General features: G+C 48.1%; 13 protein-coding genes. 5 read left to right on the top strand and 8 right to left on the bottom strand.

Annotated elements, in window-relative coordinates:
• Positions 1-6: 6 nt before the first annotated feature.
• From parC to CLC91_RS04300, 5 genes are all read left to right on the top strand, one after another.
• Complete coding sequence (parC, locus tag CLC91_RS04320; protein ID WP_095498029.1) at positions 7-2271, top strand: DNA topoisomerase IV subunit A; 2265 nt, start codon at positions 7-9, stop codon at positions 2269-2271.
• A 115-nt stretch (positions 2272-2386) separates the two neighbouring features.
• Positions 2387-3127 carry a 1-acylglycerol-3-phosphate O-acyltransferase gene (locus CLC91_RS04315; RefSeq protein WP_095498030.1) on the top strand — a complete coding sequence of 247 codons (741 nt, stop codon included), beginning with the start codon at positions 2387-2389 and terminating at the stop codon, positions 3125-3127.
• Between the two features lie 35 nt (positions 3128-3162).
• Positions 3163-3540, top strand: a complete 378-nt coding sequence (rraB, locus tag CLC91_RS04310) for a ribonuclease E inhibitor RraB (RefSeq protein WP_095498031.1) — start codon at positions 3163-3165, stop codon at positions 3538-3540.
• Between the two features lie 121 nt (positions 3541-3661).
• Positions 3662-4468 carry a crotonase/enoyl-CoA hydratase family protein gene (locus CLC91_RS04305; RefSeq protein WP_095498032.1) on the top strand — a complete coding sequence of 269 codons (807 nt, stop codon included), beginning with the start codon at positions 3662-3664 and terminating at the stop codon, positions 4466-4468.
• Positions 4469-4510: 42 nt separating this feature from the next.
• Complete coding sequence (locus CLC91_RS04300) at positions 4511-4780, top strand: DUF1289 domain-containing protein (RefSeq protein ID WP_095498033.1); 270 nt, start codon at positions 4511-4513, stop codon at positions 4778-4780.
• A gap of 16 nt (positions 4781-4796) precedes the next feature.
• Here CLC91_RS04300 and CLC91_RS04295 read toward each other — a convergent pair whose 3' ends face one another.
• The 8 genes from CLC91_RS04295 to gltB form a co-directional block, all read right to left on the bottom strand.
• Positions 4797-5195 carry a DUF3019 domain-containing protein gene (locus tag CLC91_RS04295; RefSeq protein ID WP_095498034.1) on the bottom strand — a complete coding sequence of 133 codons (399 nt, stop codon included), beginning with the start codon at positions 5193-5195 and terminating at the stop codon, positions 4797-4799.
• Positions 5195-6055: a MipA/OmpV family protein gene (locus CLC91_RS04290; protein ID WP_095498035.1), complete on the bottom strand. Its 861-nt coding sequence runs from the start codon at positions 6053-6055 to the stop codon at positions 5195-5197. Before CLC91_RS04290 ends, CLC91_RS04295 begins: the two co-directional genes overlap by 1 nt.
• A 191-nt stretch (positions 6056-6246) precedes the next feature.
• Positions 6247-6681: an ester cyclase gene (locus tag CLC91_RS04285; protein ID WP_095498144.1), complete on the bottom strand. Its 435-nt coding sequence runs from the start codon at positions 6679-6681 to the stop codon at positions 6247-6249.
• A gap of 52 nt (positions 6682-6733) precedes the next feature.
• Entirely contained in the window at positions 6734-7369 is a 636-nt protein-coding gene (locus CLC91_RS04280) for a trimeric intracellular cation channel family protein (RefSeq protein ID WP_233132576.1), read from the bottom strand.
• A 43-nt stretch (positions 7370-7412) separates the two neighbouring features.
• Positions 7413-8114 (bottom strand): 5'-methylthioadenosine/S-adenosylhomocysteine nucleosidase, encoded by a 702-nt coding sequence (gene mtnN, locus CLC91_RS04275; RefSeq protein WP_095498036.1) that lies wholly within the window; start codon positions 8112-8114, stop codon positions 7413-7415.
• Positions 8115-8221: 107 nt separating this feature from the next.
• Positions 8222-8470, bottom strand: a complete 249-nt coding sequence (locus CLC91_RS04270) for a GlsB/YeaQ/YmgE family stress response membrane protein (protein WP_095498037.1) — start codon at positions 8468-8470, stop codon at positions 8222-8224.
• A gap of 40 nt (positions 8471-8510) precedes the next feature.
• The gene (locus CLC91_RS04265; protein WP_095498038.1) at positions 8511-9926 is read right to left on the bottom strand and encodes an FAD-dependent oxidoreductase; all 1416 of its coding nucleotides are present in this window, start codon (positions 9924-9926) and stop codon (positions 8511-8513) included.
• 4 nt (positions 9927-9930) lie between these two features.
• The gene (gltB, locus tag CLC91_RS04260) at positions 9931-14379 is read right to left on the bottom strand and encodes a glutamate synthase large subunit (protein ID WP_095498039.1); all 4449 of its coding nucleotides are present in this window, start codon (positions 14377-14379) and stop codon (positions 9931-9933) included.
• Positions 14380-14790: the final 411 nt, after the last annotated feature.

Raw genomic sequence — 14790 nt, 5'->3', positions numbered from 1 at the left:
TGGATTATGAGTGATGCCATTGAGCTAAGTCTTGATGGGGTAGAACAACTGCCCATACGCCGCTTCACTGAAGACGCTTATTTGAACTACTCCATGTACGTTATTATGGACCGCGCCTTGCCTCACATCGGTGATGGTTTAAAGCCGGTACAGCGTCGTATTATTTATGCCATGAGCGAGCTGGGCTTGAACGCAGGCGCGAAAGCTAAGAAGTCAGCCCGAACGGTCGGCGACGTCTTAGGTAAGTATCATCCCCATGGCGATAGCGCCTGTTATGAGGCCATGGTACTCATGGCGCAACCATTCTCCTATCGTTACCCCTTGGTAAATGGCCAAGGAAACTGGGGCGCACCGGATGACCCGAAGAGTTTTGCGGCGATGCGTTATACCGAAGCTAAGTTGTCTAAATTTTCCGAAGTGTTGCTCTCTGAGCTGGGTCAAGGCACGGTCGAATGGGGCCCGAACTTTGACGGTACCCTAAAAGAGCCTTTACAGTTGCCGGCTCGCTTGCCGCATATTTTGCTGAACGGCATTACCGGTATTGCGGTTGGTATGGCGACGGATATCCCACCCCATAACGCTCGGGAAATTGCCGCGGCTTGTTGTGAGCTGTTAGAGCGACCTAGTACTGACTTGGATCAGTTAATGGAAATGGTGCCGGCGCCGGATTATCCGACTCGGGCCGAAATCATTACCCCTAAAAGCGATATCCGCAAAATTTACGAAACCGGTCGTGGCTCCATTAAAACGCGAGCGGTGTACGATGTAGAAGCGGGTGAAATTGTTATCACAGCGCTGCCTCATCAAGCCAGTGGGGCTAAAATTCTTGAGCAAATTGCCGCCCAAATGCAAGCCAAAAAGCTACCCATGGTGAGCGATTTAAGAGACGAATCTGATCATGAAAATCCGGTTCGCTTGGTGGTGGTTCCGCGTTCGAATCGGGTCGATTGCGATGCAGTTATGCAACACCTGTTTGCCACAACGGACCTTGAGAAAAGCTATCGAATTAACCTCAATATGATTGGCCTGAATGGTCGTCCCCAGGTTAAAGGGTTGAAAACCATTCTTACCGAGTGGAATCAATACCGAATCCAAACGGTAACCCGTCGTTTGCAATACCGTCTTGAGAAAGTGCTGGCGCGGCTCCATATTCTTGACGGCCTACTCATCGCCTTCTTGAATCTGGATGAGGTCATCGAGATCATTCGAAGCGAAGATCATCCGAAACAAGCCTTAATGGATCGCTTTAACCTTTCTGAGCGACAGGCGGAAGCGATTCTCGAAATCAAGTTGCGCCAGTTAGCCAAGCTCGAGGAAATCAAAATTCGTGGTGAGCAAGCCGAGTTGGCGGAAGAGCGGGATAAGCTAGAGCTAACACTAAGCTCTGAGCGTCGCTTAAAAACTCTCGTTCGTAAAGAGCTACAAAAAGATGCTGAAAGCTACGGAGATGAACGACGTTCACCCTTGGTGGAGCGAGTAGAGTCTAAAGCCTTAACAGAGAAAGAGCTTATTCCTAGCGAAGCGGTTACGGTTATTTTGTCGGAAAAAGGCTGGATACGTTGCGCTAAAGGCCATGATGTTGATGGCCAGAGCTTAAACTACAAAGCCGGCGACAGCTTCCTTGCACAGGCTAAAGGGCGCTCCAATCAACAGGCGGTGTTTATTGACTCCAGCGGGCGCGCTTTCGCCTTAGAAGCCCATGGATTGCCGTCCGCTCGCAGCCAAGGTGAGCCCATCACTGGGCGCTTCAATATTGCGCCAGGGGAGTCGGTTGAACAGTTAATTATGGGAACCGATGAGCAATTGTTTTTGCTGTGCAGCGATGCCGGTTATGGTTTTGTGGCGAAGTACAGCGACATGTTGTCCCGCAACAAGGCCGGCAAAGCGCTATTAAGCTTACCGAAAGGCGCCCGAGCTTTGACGCCGCAGTCTGTGTTGTCTGAGTCCGACGACTCCATACTGGCGGTAACCAGTGAAGGTCGAATGCTGGTATTTCCGCTGTCGGCCTTACCTCGCTTGGCAAAAGGCAAGGGCAACAAAATCATTGGCATTCCCGGAGCCGCAGCGGCCAGTCGTGAAGAGCTGATGACTCACATTGTGATTGTACCCAATGACTCGGCAGTTACGCTTTGGGCCGGCAAACGTAAGCTAACCCTTAAATCGTCCGATTTGGATCACTACCGAGGTGAGCGTGGACGCCGTGGAGCTAAACTGCCTCGAGGTTTACAGCGAGTGGATCAAGTGGTGGTTGGCGAGGGCGAATCGGCCTAGTTGTGTAGAGTGGGCGCAACCACCACACAAACCGCATACGTTTGTACCCTAAAAGGGCTTTTTGAGAAGCATTAGCACTGATATACTGGCCTCCGCCCTAACGTGGGAGGCTTTTATGTTGTTGCTAGTGCGCGCCATTTTACTTGGCGTTTTTTTGGTTTTAGGTTTCTTATTTACCTGTGTGTTGGTGTTGATTCGACCTCGTCATCGAAACAACGTACATAGGGTTGCGCGATTGTTTTCGTGGGTATCACCTGTTCTTGGTATCAAAGTTATTTTGCGGGGAATGGAGAATGTCAGTGGCTCGCCAACCATCTATACCGGCAATCATCAAAACAACTTCGACCTATTTACCCTGACTAAAGCGGTACCGCCAGCAACGGTGAGCTTAGGTAAAAAAAGCCTTGCTTGGATGCCTTTATTTGGTCAGTTGTACTATTTGACGGGTAACATTTTAATTGATCGGGGTAATCGCTCTAAGGCGGTAAAAACCATGGGCGCTACTGCGGATAAAATCACTAATAGCCGACTGTCGGTATGGATTTTTCCTGAGGGTACACGCTCCCGAGGGCGAGGTATTTTGCCTTTTAAAACCGGTGCCTTTCATACCGCTTTACAAGCTAAAGTTCCGGTTACCCCCGTGGTAGCCTCATGCCAAAGTCATATCAAGTTAAACCGCTGGAATAATGGCGTGGTTATCGTGGAAATGCTAAACCCCATTGCGACCGATGGTTATGGTCGTGAAGACGTGCGACAATTAGCACAAGACGTTAGAGAGCAAATGGTGAAGTCCTTTGAAGCTAACAGTGCAGAAGCTAAAGTGCTGATGAGCAGGTCATTAGAACAGCAGCAATAGTAGAGACAGCCGCCAATCGATAAGGAGAATGGCTCATGAGCTTAGAACAACTGTTGGCGGAACAACGCCAAGAGAATGCCGAAATTATCGAACTCTTACTGGAGGATGGTTCGGATCCTGATGCTCTGTACACGATAGAGCACCACTTTTCGAGTAACCAATTCAGCGTATTAGAAAAGGCGGCCGTAGAGTTGTTTAAGTTGGGTTTTGAAGTCACCGATGCTGAAGAGTTGGCATTGGATGATGGCGCACAATTGTTTTGCTTCGATGTCATCATTGAACAAAAACTGGAGTTAACCAAACTTAATCAAGATTGTGAAAAACTCATCGCGCTTGCCGACAAATTATCGATTAATTACGACAGCTGGGGCACCTACTATATGGATCCAGATGGCGAGGCAGATACTGAGTAATCGCTCAACATCTATTGAGAGTTCTGTAAGACTCTGAAACAATGGCACTTGGTGGTAACACCCAGTGCCTTTTTTAGGTTTGGCCTCGACTCAACAAACTCTTTTCATTGGATGAAAGCTTATGACCACTCAGTATCAGCGTTTAACCGTCTCCATTCGTGACCAAGTGGCTCACGTCAATTTAGCCCGCCCAGATAAGCGAAACGCCATCGACCTAACCATGTTTAAAGAGCTCGCGGGGGTGGCCAAGGAGTTAAAGCGTAATCGCGACATTCGAGCGGTCATTCTGGCTGGGGATGGACCGGATTTTTGTTCGGGACTGGATGTCGCCGGTGTCATGAAGCAAAAATCACAAATGTTTTCTCTACTCACCAAATGGTGGCCTGGACACGCGAACCTCGCTCAGCGGGCAGCGCATGCGTGGCGAAAAATCCCAGTGCCAGTGATTGTAGCCATACACGGTCGCTGTTGGGGCGGTGGCTTGCAAATCGCACTGGGCGGCGATTTTAGGCTTGCGAGCACAGAGGCAAGCTTAAGCATCATGGAGTCGAAATGGGGCTTAGTACCGGATATGAGTGGTTTAGTCGCCCTTCGCGGGATTATGCGGCAAGATCAAGCCATGAAAATAACCATGTCTTCTGAGCTCATCACTGCTCCGCAAGCCCTAGAGCTTGGTTTGGTCACTCAAGTGGTTGATGAGCCGCTTGAAGCAGCGCTGGCGCTTGCACAATCACTGGCTGACAAGTCGCCGGATTGCCTTGCAGCAATTAAAGGCTTATATCAAGGTCATTGGCACAGCAGCGAAGGTCGAATTTTGGCGTCGGAAACCTGGCGTCAATGGAAAATTCTAAGCGGGAGCAACTTTCGTCGCGCGGTTTCTAGAAATATGGGCAAAGAATGCGACTATCAACCTAGAAAGCGCTGGTAAGCAATTCTCGCTACTTTTAGCGACATCTGTTATACCTACTTTATGAATCAACTCGAGTTTTTCGACATACCCAGCCCATGCCGCGGAATTTGCAAAGTCAATAACCGCGGCTACTGCATTGGTTGCGCTCGCAGCCGAGACGAACGGTTTCGTTGGTTGGAGTTTACGGACTCAGAAAAGCGCCACGTAATTACTTTGTGTAAACAACGTTTTCAACGAGCGCGCGCACTTGCGGCACAAACTCAGCAGACAACCCAATCAGATTCCCAGGCGCAACTGACCATGTTTGACCAAGACATTGGTGACGCTTAAGCGTGATCCTTGCGGACTAAAATATTCCCCAGCCACTGCGATGACGTCGGCGTTTGTTAGAAGACTGAGCTTCCCCAATGGCTAACTGTGCGCCGGCTAATGCTCGTTGACTGCTTTGCTCAAAGAGCATAAAGGTAATCGGCTTGTCGGTTGTTACCGATAACGCAATGGAGCCATTGGGTTGAGCAACAAAGCAGTGCTTATCTAATTCTGGGTGATCATTCTCGATGCACACTTCAGTGGCTTTGTTTAAATTCCAAATCAGCTTGATATCTTGATGACAAGTTCCACCCATGGTTTTGGGCTGACATTGGGCAGGCTCTACATTGAGCCGAGCAAGCACTAAAGAGTTCTCTGCTGCCGGTGCTGGCGCAAAGGTTGTGATTAGGCTTATGATCGGCCAGGCGTAGTTCATTACAAGGCCCAGGAGGCGCCTAGAAAGAAGTTATTGGTATCACTGTCCACCACAATAGGACTATTTTTTATGGAGTCAGCGAGCAATTGATACTGATAGGCTAGTAGCAAGTGCCAGCTTTCGTTGAGACGATAGCGAGCGTTGAGGGTTGCTAAACCATTAATGGCGTCGTCCGCCTGATAAATAAAGTGAGCGCTAGTGGCTTCATCTGGACGAACCCCATAGTAGTAGCTGGCGAACTGTTTGTTTTTCCATTGGCCGGCGACACTAACATCGATTATCCAGTTCTGCCAAAAATGGTTGGTAGCCCATGCCAGTGTTGCTTGAGAGCCAGAGTGAACACCTAACGCGTCGGTGACAACTTGGGCTGAGAGGGTTTGCGATTGAGTGAGGTAATAATGACCTTCTAAGCCGGCCATGACGGTGAACTCTCGATCGGCCAAGCTTTCCGTATCCATTTTGGATAGGTCGTTTGAAGCGTTGGTCTTAGCAATGCTGCCGGCGGTCAAACTGTTAAAGGAAACAAAGATATTACTTGGATCCCAGCGTTGGAAATAGGCACGATCTTCAGGCAAGGCCGTAACAGCATTGATGCTGTAATCTTTTGCTTCTACAAGGGTGTAACCAAAGTCCAAATCTTCCACGAAAAAGCGTTTGCCATAATAAGCGAAGTTGGGCGTGGCATAGATGGGTATATCGTCTTTTGCGTTAATAGGGTTGGCTTTTTCCCCATAACCTAAATTAACCCCTATAAGCCATTGGTGAGTGTCAATGCAGGTATTTCTACTGTCGCAATAGCTGTTCGCATGTGCACTTACTGAGCAGGCAAGTAAGGTTCCAACAATGAGTGATCTCAGCATAGGAAAGTCTTAATAATATCGTTATTTTTATGCTGCAAAATATAACATTGGCGGCGCTGCAAATAACGGCTTATCGGATCTTTACCGCAAATAAAACCATTTCTTGCCGCTTATGTTATTAATTATTTAGCGCGATGTTTGCATTTGGTTAAATTTAAGGGTTTTTGTGGAGTGGGTATCAGAGGTGGTTATTATTGTGTTAACAACTGATCCGTCATGGTTTGATAATCCAGTAAATCGATGTGCTCTTTTACCTGATTCTCAGTCATGTCTAGAGTTAAGGTGGTGACCCCAGGAATTGCCAGCTCAATAATTTTTCCGGGTTTACCAAATTGCTCGCCTGGACCTCGATAATATTGGCTGCCAATGACGACCACTAAAGAGCCTGAATTAAACATATGGTCAATTTGGAAGCGAGATTCCAAAATGCCTGAACGAGCTCGTTTTAGAAAATTGATGATGCGATAACGGCCTTTGTATTTGCGTTTAGCCGTTTTGTCTTCGAAGATGGATTCGCGACTGTAATACTGCTCTACCTTTGAAAACTCATTTTTGCTGTAGGCATCTAAGTAGGCCAAAGCCAGCTTTTGCTCCGCTGGCATGTCGTCGGCGTATGCTTTGTTCATCAACAAGCCAAAAAGCAATATTAGTACAACGCCTAATCGCAACACACAGTCCTCATTTTAATTTACTGGTTAAGTCAAAAGCTGGCAGTGATAATTGCCATTTAATTGCAGCCAAACGCAAGGATAATGCGCTTAGCATAGCGATACATAGTGCCACGGTAGACGGCCATTGCAAGTGCATCAATAAAGTAAAGCTGACTCCTCCGACGATCGACGCCGAGGCATAGATTTCCTTTTGTAAGATCATAGGAACCCGTTGGCATAACAGATCCCGCACTAGGCCGCCACCTACGCCCGTAATAACGCCCATAATGACAGCACTTTCACCGGACATACCCATGGATAACGCTTTGTCAGCGCCAATGACCGTAAACAAGGCTAAACCACAGGCATCAGCTACCGGTAGAATCCAGCGAGGAAGGTTAGGAGGGCTTCGGGCCAAAATCAAGGTAAGAATGACGGTGCATACGATGGCTATTAGATAATTAGAATCGGTTAACCAGAAAACAGGGGCGCCTAAAATGACGTCGCGAATGGTGCCGCCACCAATCGCGGTTACCGCCGCCAGCACAAGTACACCAAAGTGGTCCATTCGATGTCGGCCAGCAGCGAGCGCACCGGTCAGTGCGAAAACGGCTACGCCGATTAAGTCGAACAAATAAACGAATTCGGCGAGTGTCCAATCCAAGAGCTTTTCCTACTAACAGTTTTAATTAACTTACCTGAGCCAACTAACGGGATGCAAGTCGCGCTAATAGCGACATCACCATAAGCGCAGAATGTTTGCCGGCTTTGATAATATAGCTGTCAAAGTCCACCGCTGAATCATCATTAGCGTTATCAGATAAAGAGCGAATAACAACAAATGGCTTGTTGAATTGATAGCAGGTTTGCGCAACCGCAGCAGCTTCCATCTCACAGGCTGCCATGCTTGGGAAGTTGGCCAACATTTGTTGGGTGCGTTTCGGATCACAGATAAAGCTGTCGCCGGTACAAATCAGCCCTTCGATGGCTTTTACTTCACCGAGCGAATCAATGACGTCCTTGGCGGTTTGCACCAACATTGGATCGGGAAGATAAGCGGCTGGGTGTTGTGGAACTTGGCCAACTTCATAGCCGAATGCGGTGACATCCACATCGTGGTGACGTACTTCGTTGGAAATAACAATATCGCCAATGGTTAACTCTTTCGCAAACCCTCCAGCAGAGCCGGTATTAATGACATAGTCTGGTTCGAACTGTTGAATAAGCAGAGTAGTCGCTACTGTGGCGGTTACTTTGCCAATACCGGAACGGGTGACTACTACGTCGCAGCCGTTAAGTTGACCGCTTACGAATTCGATGCCTGCAATGGTTTTTTTTACCGGATTTTGGACCGCTTCAACAAGCAGGACAACCTCTGGCTCCATAGCGCCAATAATGCCGATTTTCATAGTAAATCTCTCGTATTTGGGAAGGGGGATAGTCAGTGGCTAAGTCTATCAAATGAGCACGGCGGGAGGGAAATAGTTCAAGGGATCCGTGGGATCCCTTGCAAAGTTCAGCGAATAAGTTTGTTATACACGAGCAACAACACCAGAGCGCCAACCGTCGCCGTGACTATGGTGCCAAGATTGAAACCTGCAGTGCTGCCAAGCCCCACGAGCGACCCTAACCAGCCACCAACAAACGCACCGGCAATACCTAAAATGATGGTCATGATCCAACCACCGCCATCTTTCCCTGGCATTAACCATTTCGCTAATGCGCCAGCGATTAACCCCAGAACTACCCAAGATAAAAAGCCCATAGTATTTCCTTAAAATTGCTTAAGTATCAGTAACTATAGACTATTTTTTATCATCAAAGTAGTCGACGATAGCAGCTGCTGCTTTTCGCCCTTCATCAATGGCTGTGACGACTAAGTCGGAGCCTCTAACCATGTCACCGCCAGCGAACACTTTAGGGTTGCTGGTTTGGTAGGCGTAGTCACTGTCATTGGGGGCAATAACGAGTCCTTTTTTATCCAACTGCACGCCAATCGATTCTAGCCAAGGCGCAGGGCTCGGTTGGAAACCGAAGGCGATGATGACCGCATCAGCCTCAAGTAAATGCTCGCTGCCGTCTATCGCTTTACATCCTTGACGCCCAGACGCATCTGCTTCTGTCATCTCGGTGTTAACTACGTGGACCCCTTTAACACTGCCATCTTGAACTTCGAACGCGACGGGTTGTTGGTTAAAGTTAAATTGCACACCTTCTTCTTGCGCGTTGCTCACCTCTCGGCGGGAGCCAGGCATGTTAGCTTGGTCACGACGATAGGCACAGATAACGCGCTCAGCGCCTTGTCGAACCGCGGTTCTAACGCAATCCATCGCGGTATCGCCTCCCCCTAAAACCACCACCTTTTTGCCTTTGAGGCTAATGTAAGGATTGTCGGCATCGACACTGCCCATCACTTCATGGGTGTTGCCAATTAAGTAGGGTAGCGCTTGAATGATACCGTGAGCGTCTTCGCCTGCTAAGCCCGCGGTCATCGCTTTATAGGTGCCCATTCCAAGGAACACGGCCTGATGTTGAGTGGCTAACTCGTTAAAGCTAATGTCTGTTCCTACGTGAGTGTTTAGTACGAATTCAATGCCCATTCCTTCAAAAATTTTACGACGCGTTTGCATGACACCCTTGTCTAATTTGAAGGCTGGAATGCCATAGGTCAGTAAGCCACCAATTTCTTGGTAACTGTCATAAACTACCGCCTTAATACCATTGCGCGCCAAAACATCGGCGCAAGCAAGACCCGCCGGTCCGGCACCAATCACGGCGACGGTCTCGGGTCGCGATTCCACCTTAGATAAATCCGGTGTCCAGCCCATGCTGATGGCTTTATCGGTAATGTATTTTTCTACGTTTCCTATGGTTACGGCGCCGTATTCGTCATTAAGAGTGCAAGCCCCTTCGCAAAGACGATCTTGAGGGCACACTCGCCCACACACTTCCGGCAAGGAATTCGTTTGATGCGACAGCTCAACCGCTTCTATAATCCTTCCTTGTTTAGCCAGCTCTAGCCAGTTAGGTATGTAGTTGTGAACCGGACATTTCCACTCACAATATGGGTTTCCACAATCTAAGCAGCGGTCCGCTTGTTGGTGGACTTGCTCTTGTTGGAACTCCGTATATATTTCAATAAACTGAGTTTTTCGCTGCTGCACATCGACTTTAGCGGGGTCATGGCGTTCAACTTCGAGAAACTGGAAATCATTACTCATTGTTTTACCCTACCTTTACAGCGAGCTTTTGCTCATGTTCGATTTTAAGTAAATCTTGCATCACCATGTTTTTAGGTTTAACCACGACAAATCGGGGTAACCAGTTGTCAAAATCCATCAGTATTTGACGGCCATGTTCACTGTCGGTGGCATTAACGTGCTGCTCTATCAATTGACGCAAATGTTGTTCTTGAATCGGGGTGTCCACCGCCATGACATCTACCATTTCATGGTTGCAGCGACGAGAAAAGTTACCGAACTTGTCAAATACGTAGGCAAAGCCACCGGTCATGCCAGCACCAAAGTTGACGCCTGTGCGTCCGAGCACCAATACAATGCCGCCGGTCATGTATTCACAGGCGTTATCACCTACGCCCTCAACAACAGCAATAGCGCCAGAGTTGCGAACCGCGAAGCGCTCACCCGCACAGCCGGCCGCGTATAGTTTGCCTCCGGTCGCACCGTAGAGGCAGGTATTGCCAATAATAGCGGACTTGTTCGACGCAAATACGCTGTTTTGTGGCGGTCTGATAATCAGCTGTCCGCCGTTCATGCCTTTTCCAACATAGTCGTTAGCGTCGCCATTTAAGGTCAGGTTAACGCCTTTGCTATTCCACACACCAAAACTCTGTCCTGCGGAGCCGTCAAAGTGAAAATCCAATTCGTCAGGGTGGCCGTCTTTACCATGGACTTGAGCGATCAGCCCAGATAGACCGGCACCCACGGAACGATCGGTGTTTTGAATGGTTAAATGCCAACGACCACTGCTACCGGCAAGTACCGCCGGTTTAGCGATCGTTACCAGTTCTTTATTCATGACACCTTGGTCATCCGGTGGATTGCTGTCTGTACACACTAAGCCGCTTCCTTGAGGGACTTTTGGTTGATAAAGCAAATCATCTAACAATAACCCTTGCTGTTTAGCTGTTAATCCCGGCAGGGCCTGTAATAGATCGGAACGGCCAACCAAAGATTCAAAGCGCTCAATGCCTAGCTTAGCCATCCATTCTCGCACGTCTTGAGCCACAAAGTTAAAGTAGTTCATGACCTTTTCTGGAAGTCCGTGGAAGTGTTGCTGGCGCAACTTATTGTCTTGGGTAGCCACTCCAGTTGCGCAGTTATTTAAATGACAAATGCGTAAATATTTGCAGCCAAGTGCCACCATGGGAGCCGTACCAAAACCAAACGATTCAGCTCCTAAAAGGGCCGCTTTTATAACGTCCAGTCCGGTTTTTAAGCCGCCATCAACCTGAAGGCGAACTTTGTGACGCAAGCCATTAGCCACCAATGCTTGATGGACTTCTGCCAAGCCAAGTTCCCAAGGACTTCCGGCATACTTAACCGAGGTGATCGGGCTTGCGCCGGTTCCACCGTCGTACCCTGATACCGTAATTAAATCGGCGTAGGCCTTGGCGACACCGGTTGCAATGGTGCCGATTCCGGGCTCAGACACCAGTTTCACTGACACCAAAGCCTTGGGGTTAATTTGTTTAAGATCGAAAATTAACTGCGCTAAATCTTCGATGGAGTAAATGTCATGATGAGGCGGCGGCGAAATGAGCGTAACTCCTGGGCGAGAGTGTCGCAGCGCAGCAATTTCGGCACTGACCTTATGCCCTGGGAGCTGTCCCCCTTCGCCAGGCTTAGCGCCTTGAGCCACTTTGATTTGTAATACGTCGGCGTTCACTAGGTAGTGAGCAGTTACACCAAATCGACCAGAAGCAATTTGCTTAATGGCGGAATTGCGTTCGCTATTGAAGCGTTGCGGATCTTCACCGCCTTCACCCGAGTTAGAGCGCCCGCCAAGTCGGTTCATCGCGACGGCTAATGCTTCATGAGCTTCTGGACTCAAGGCGCCAATGCTCATGGCTGCTGAATCAAATCGTTTGTAGAGCTGTTTTGTAGCTTCAACCGCATCAATGGCGATGGGCTCTTTGGCTAGTTTAGGAGCCAGCATATCCCGTAGCGTAGCCACCGGTCGTTGGTCCACGGCCTTGGCAAACTTTTGATAAACCTGATAATTACCCTGATTTAAACTTTGCTGAAGGTAAGTAATAACATCTGGGTTGTAACAATGATATTCGCCTTCGTTGACGTACTTAAGCAAGCCACCTTGTTCGAGCCTTAAATGGGGTTTGTAAGCAAAGCGATGCTGTTTTATGAGATCACTTTGTAAGTGCTCAAAACTCGCTCCTTGAATACGACTCACAACCCCTTTAAAACACAGTTCCACCACCTCGTCATTAAGGCCAATTGCTTCAAACAACTGACTAGAGCGATAACTGGCGATGGTACTAATCCCCATCTTCGACATGATTTTTCGCAACCCTTTATTAATGCCGTTGCGATAGTTAATCAGTAAGTCGATCAGTTGATCTTCATTGGCGGATTGTTTGGCCATGGCGTCAATGCTTTCATACACAAGGTATGGATAGACCGCCGTTGCGCCAAAACCTAGTAATACGGCGAAATGATGAGGGTCACGCGCATTTGCCGTTTCAACAATAATATTGGCGTCGCAGCGTAACTGCGCATCGATTAAGCGTTGTTGAACGGCACCGGTTGCCATAACCGCTGGAATGGTCAGTTGATTGGCATTGATGCCTCGATCACTTAGTACCACCAAGGTAGTGCCTTGACGAGCCAAATCTTCAGCTTGATGGGCTACTCGAGTAATCGCTGCTTGCAAACCTTCAGCTGGGTCGTAATTGAGATTGATGGTATCAGCTCGGTAATAGCTATTGTCGAGCTCCATCAATTGCTTAAAATCAGAGTAAAGCAAAATTGGAGACTCAAACATGACTCGATGGGCGCCACCGGTGGTCTCATTGAGTAAGTTTTGCTCTTTACCAATACAGGTGGCCAACGACATAACGTGCTTTTCGCGAAGCGGGTCAATGGGTGGGTTGGTCACCTGAGCAAACATTTGCCTAAAGTAATCGCAAATATTTCGGTGTTTACGGCTAAGGACCGCCATGGGAGTATCGTCGCCCATGGAGCCAATCGCTTCTTCGCCATTCTTAGCAAGCACCCAAATCACTTGTTGCAGCTCTTCTTGGGTGTAGTTGAACATTTTCTGGTAGAAAGTCAGTTGTTCGGCGATCAGTTCGCTTGCCCCTTGTTGGTCGTTAGGGATTTGCGTCGCAGGGGTAAGTTGTAAGCTGTTTTTCTGCATCCACTCTTTGTATGGGTGGCGGCGCTTTAAATCATCATCAATTTCAAAGGAGGCTTTCAGTTGTCCATTGCTGGTATTTAACACCAGCAGTTCACCTGGGCCAACGCGACCTTTTTCCACCACATCTTCGCTGTTGTAATCCCATATACCCACCTCTGAGGCCAGTGTCAGAATGCGATCTTTTGTAATGACGTATCGCGATGGCCGCAAACCATTACGATCAACGGTGCAGGCTACGTGTTTACCGTTCGTAAACACGATTCCTGCTGGCCCATCCCACGGTTCCATATGCATGGAGTTGAAGTCATAAAACGCTTTAAGCTCATCATCCATTTCAGGGTTAGATTGCCAAGCGGGTGGAATGATCAAGCGCATGGCTCGATAAAGGTCCATTCCCGAAATCAATAACAGTTCTAGCATGTTATCTAGAGACGAAGAGTCTGACCCCGACTGATTAACGAAGGGGGCGGCCTGTTGCAAATCCGGCACTAACGGCGAGTTAAACTTATAGGCTCGGGCGCGTGCCCATTGGCGATTGGAAGTAATGGTGTTAATTTCACCGTTATGAGCTAAATAACGGAAGGGCTGAGCTAGGGGCCAACGGGGTTGAGTGTTGGTAGAAAAGCGTTGATGGAATAAACAAATGGCACTGCGTAATCGGTTATCGGCTAAATCCAAATAAAACTTGGGCAAATCGATGGGTAGCGTCAACCCTTTGTAAACCACAATGGTGGAAGACAAACTGGCAATGTAGAACTCACTATGTTGTTGTAGCTGTTTTTCGACACGGCGACGGGCCATATATAAGCGCCGCTCAAGATCCTGTTCACGCCATCCTACGGGCGCATTAATAAAGATTTGTTCAATGCGTGGCAGTGAACGTTTAGCCACATCACCGAGCACTTGGCTATCGATTGGTACTGTGCGCCACCCCACTACCGATAAGGTTTCTTGCTGCAGACTGTGTTCTAAGGTCTTGCGTTCTATGGCCGATTGCTCTGAATCTGGGGAAAGAAATATCATACCCACGGCGTATTTTTGGGCTAAATTCCAGTCGTTTTCTTGGGCTAACGTTTGAAAGAAACTGTCGGGTTTTTGCAAGAGTAATCCGCAGCCATCTCCGGTTTTACCGTCTGCTGATATACCACCGCGGTGTTTCATTCGATGTAAGGCATGAATGGCGGTTTTTACGATGCGATGACTTGGCTCTCCATCCATTTGTGCCATTAAGCCAAAGCCACAATTTTCTTTTTCAAACTGGGGTCGATTTAAGCCCATGCCGAGACCTCCCTAAAATCCTACAATCGTGTGGGAACATCCCAACCTCTAAATCAACGGGTAACTACCCGAATTTGACAAATTACTGACAATCCGAGAAAAGATCAATCTGAATAAATTGTAAATATTTCAAGTGGAATTCTTGCTTTCCGTTAAGGTAAAGCCAGTGTTTTATGGCAACCTGCAGATTGACGTCAACGTAAAGTTTTGGTGTAAGCTCTTGAAACGCAATACTTGTTAACGATGAGTGAGGGGGCGGTGATGGGCTTGTTAGAGGCGCTATAAGATAGAGTTAATACTCTATATGTAATCGCTTTTATTCAGTATCTATGCGTATTCATTCAGCCTGGTATGGCGGTTTTTTGTCGAATATTTGATCCCTAACCTAGAGCTTACTTGCATTAGGGTATA

Origin of the sequence: Paraferrimonas haliotis, from assembly GCF_002282895.1 — a bacterium.
GTDB lineage: Bacteria > Pseudomonadota > Gammaproteobacteria > Enterobacterales > Shewanellaceae > Paraferrimonas > Paraferrimonas haliotis.
Note: the sequence above shows the minus strand (reverse complement) of the source record. Positions and strands in the feature narration are given on the sequence as shown.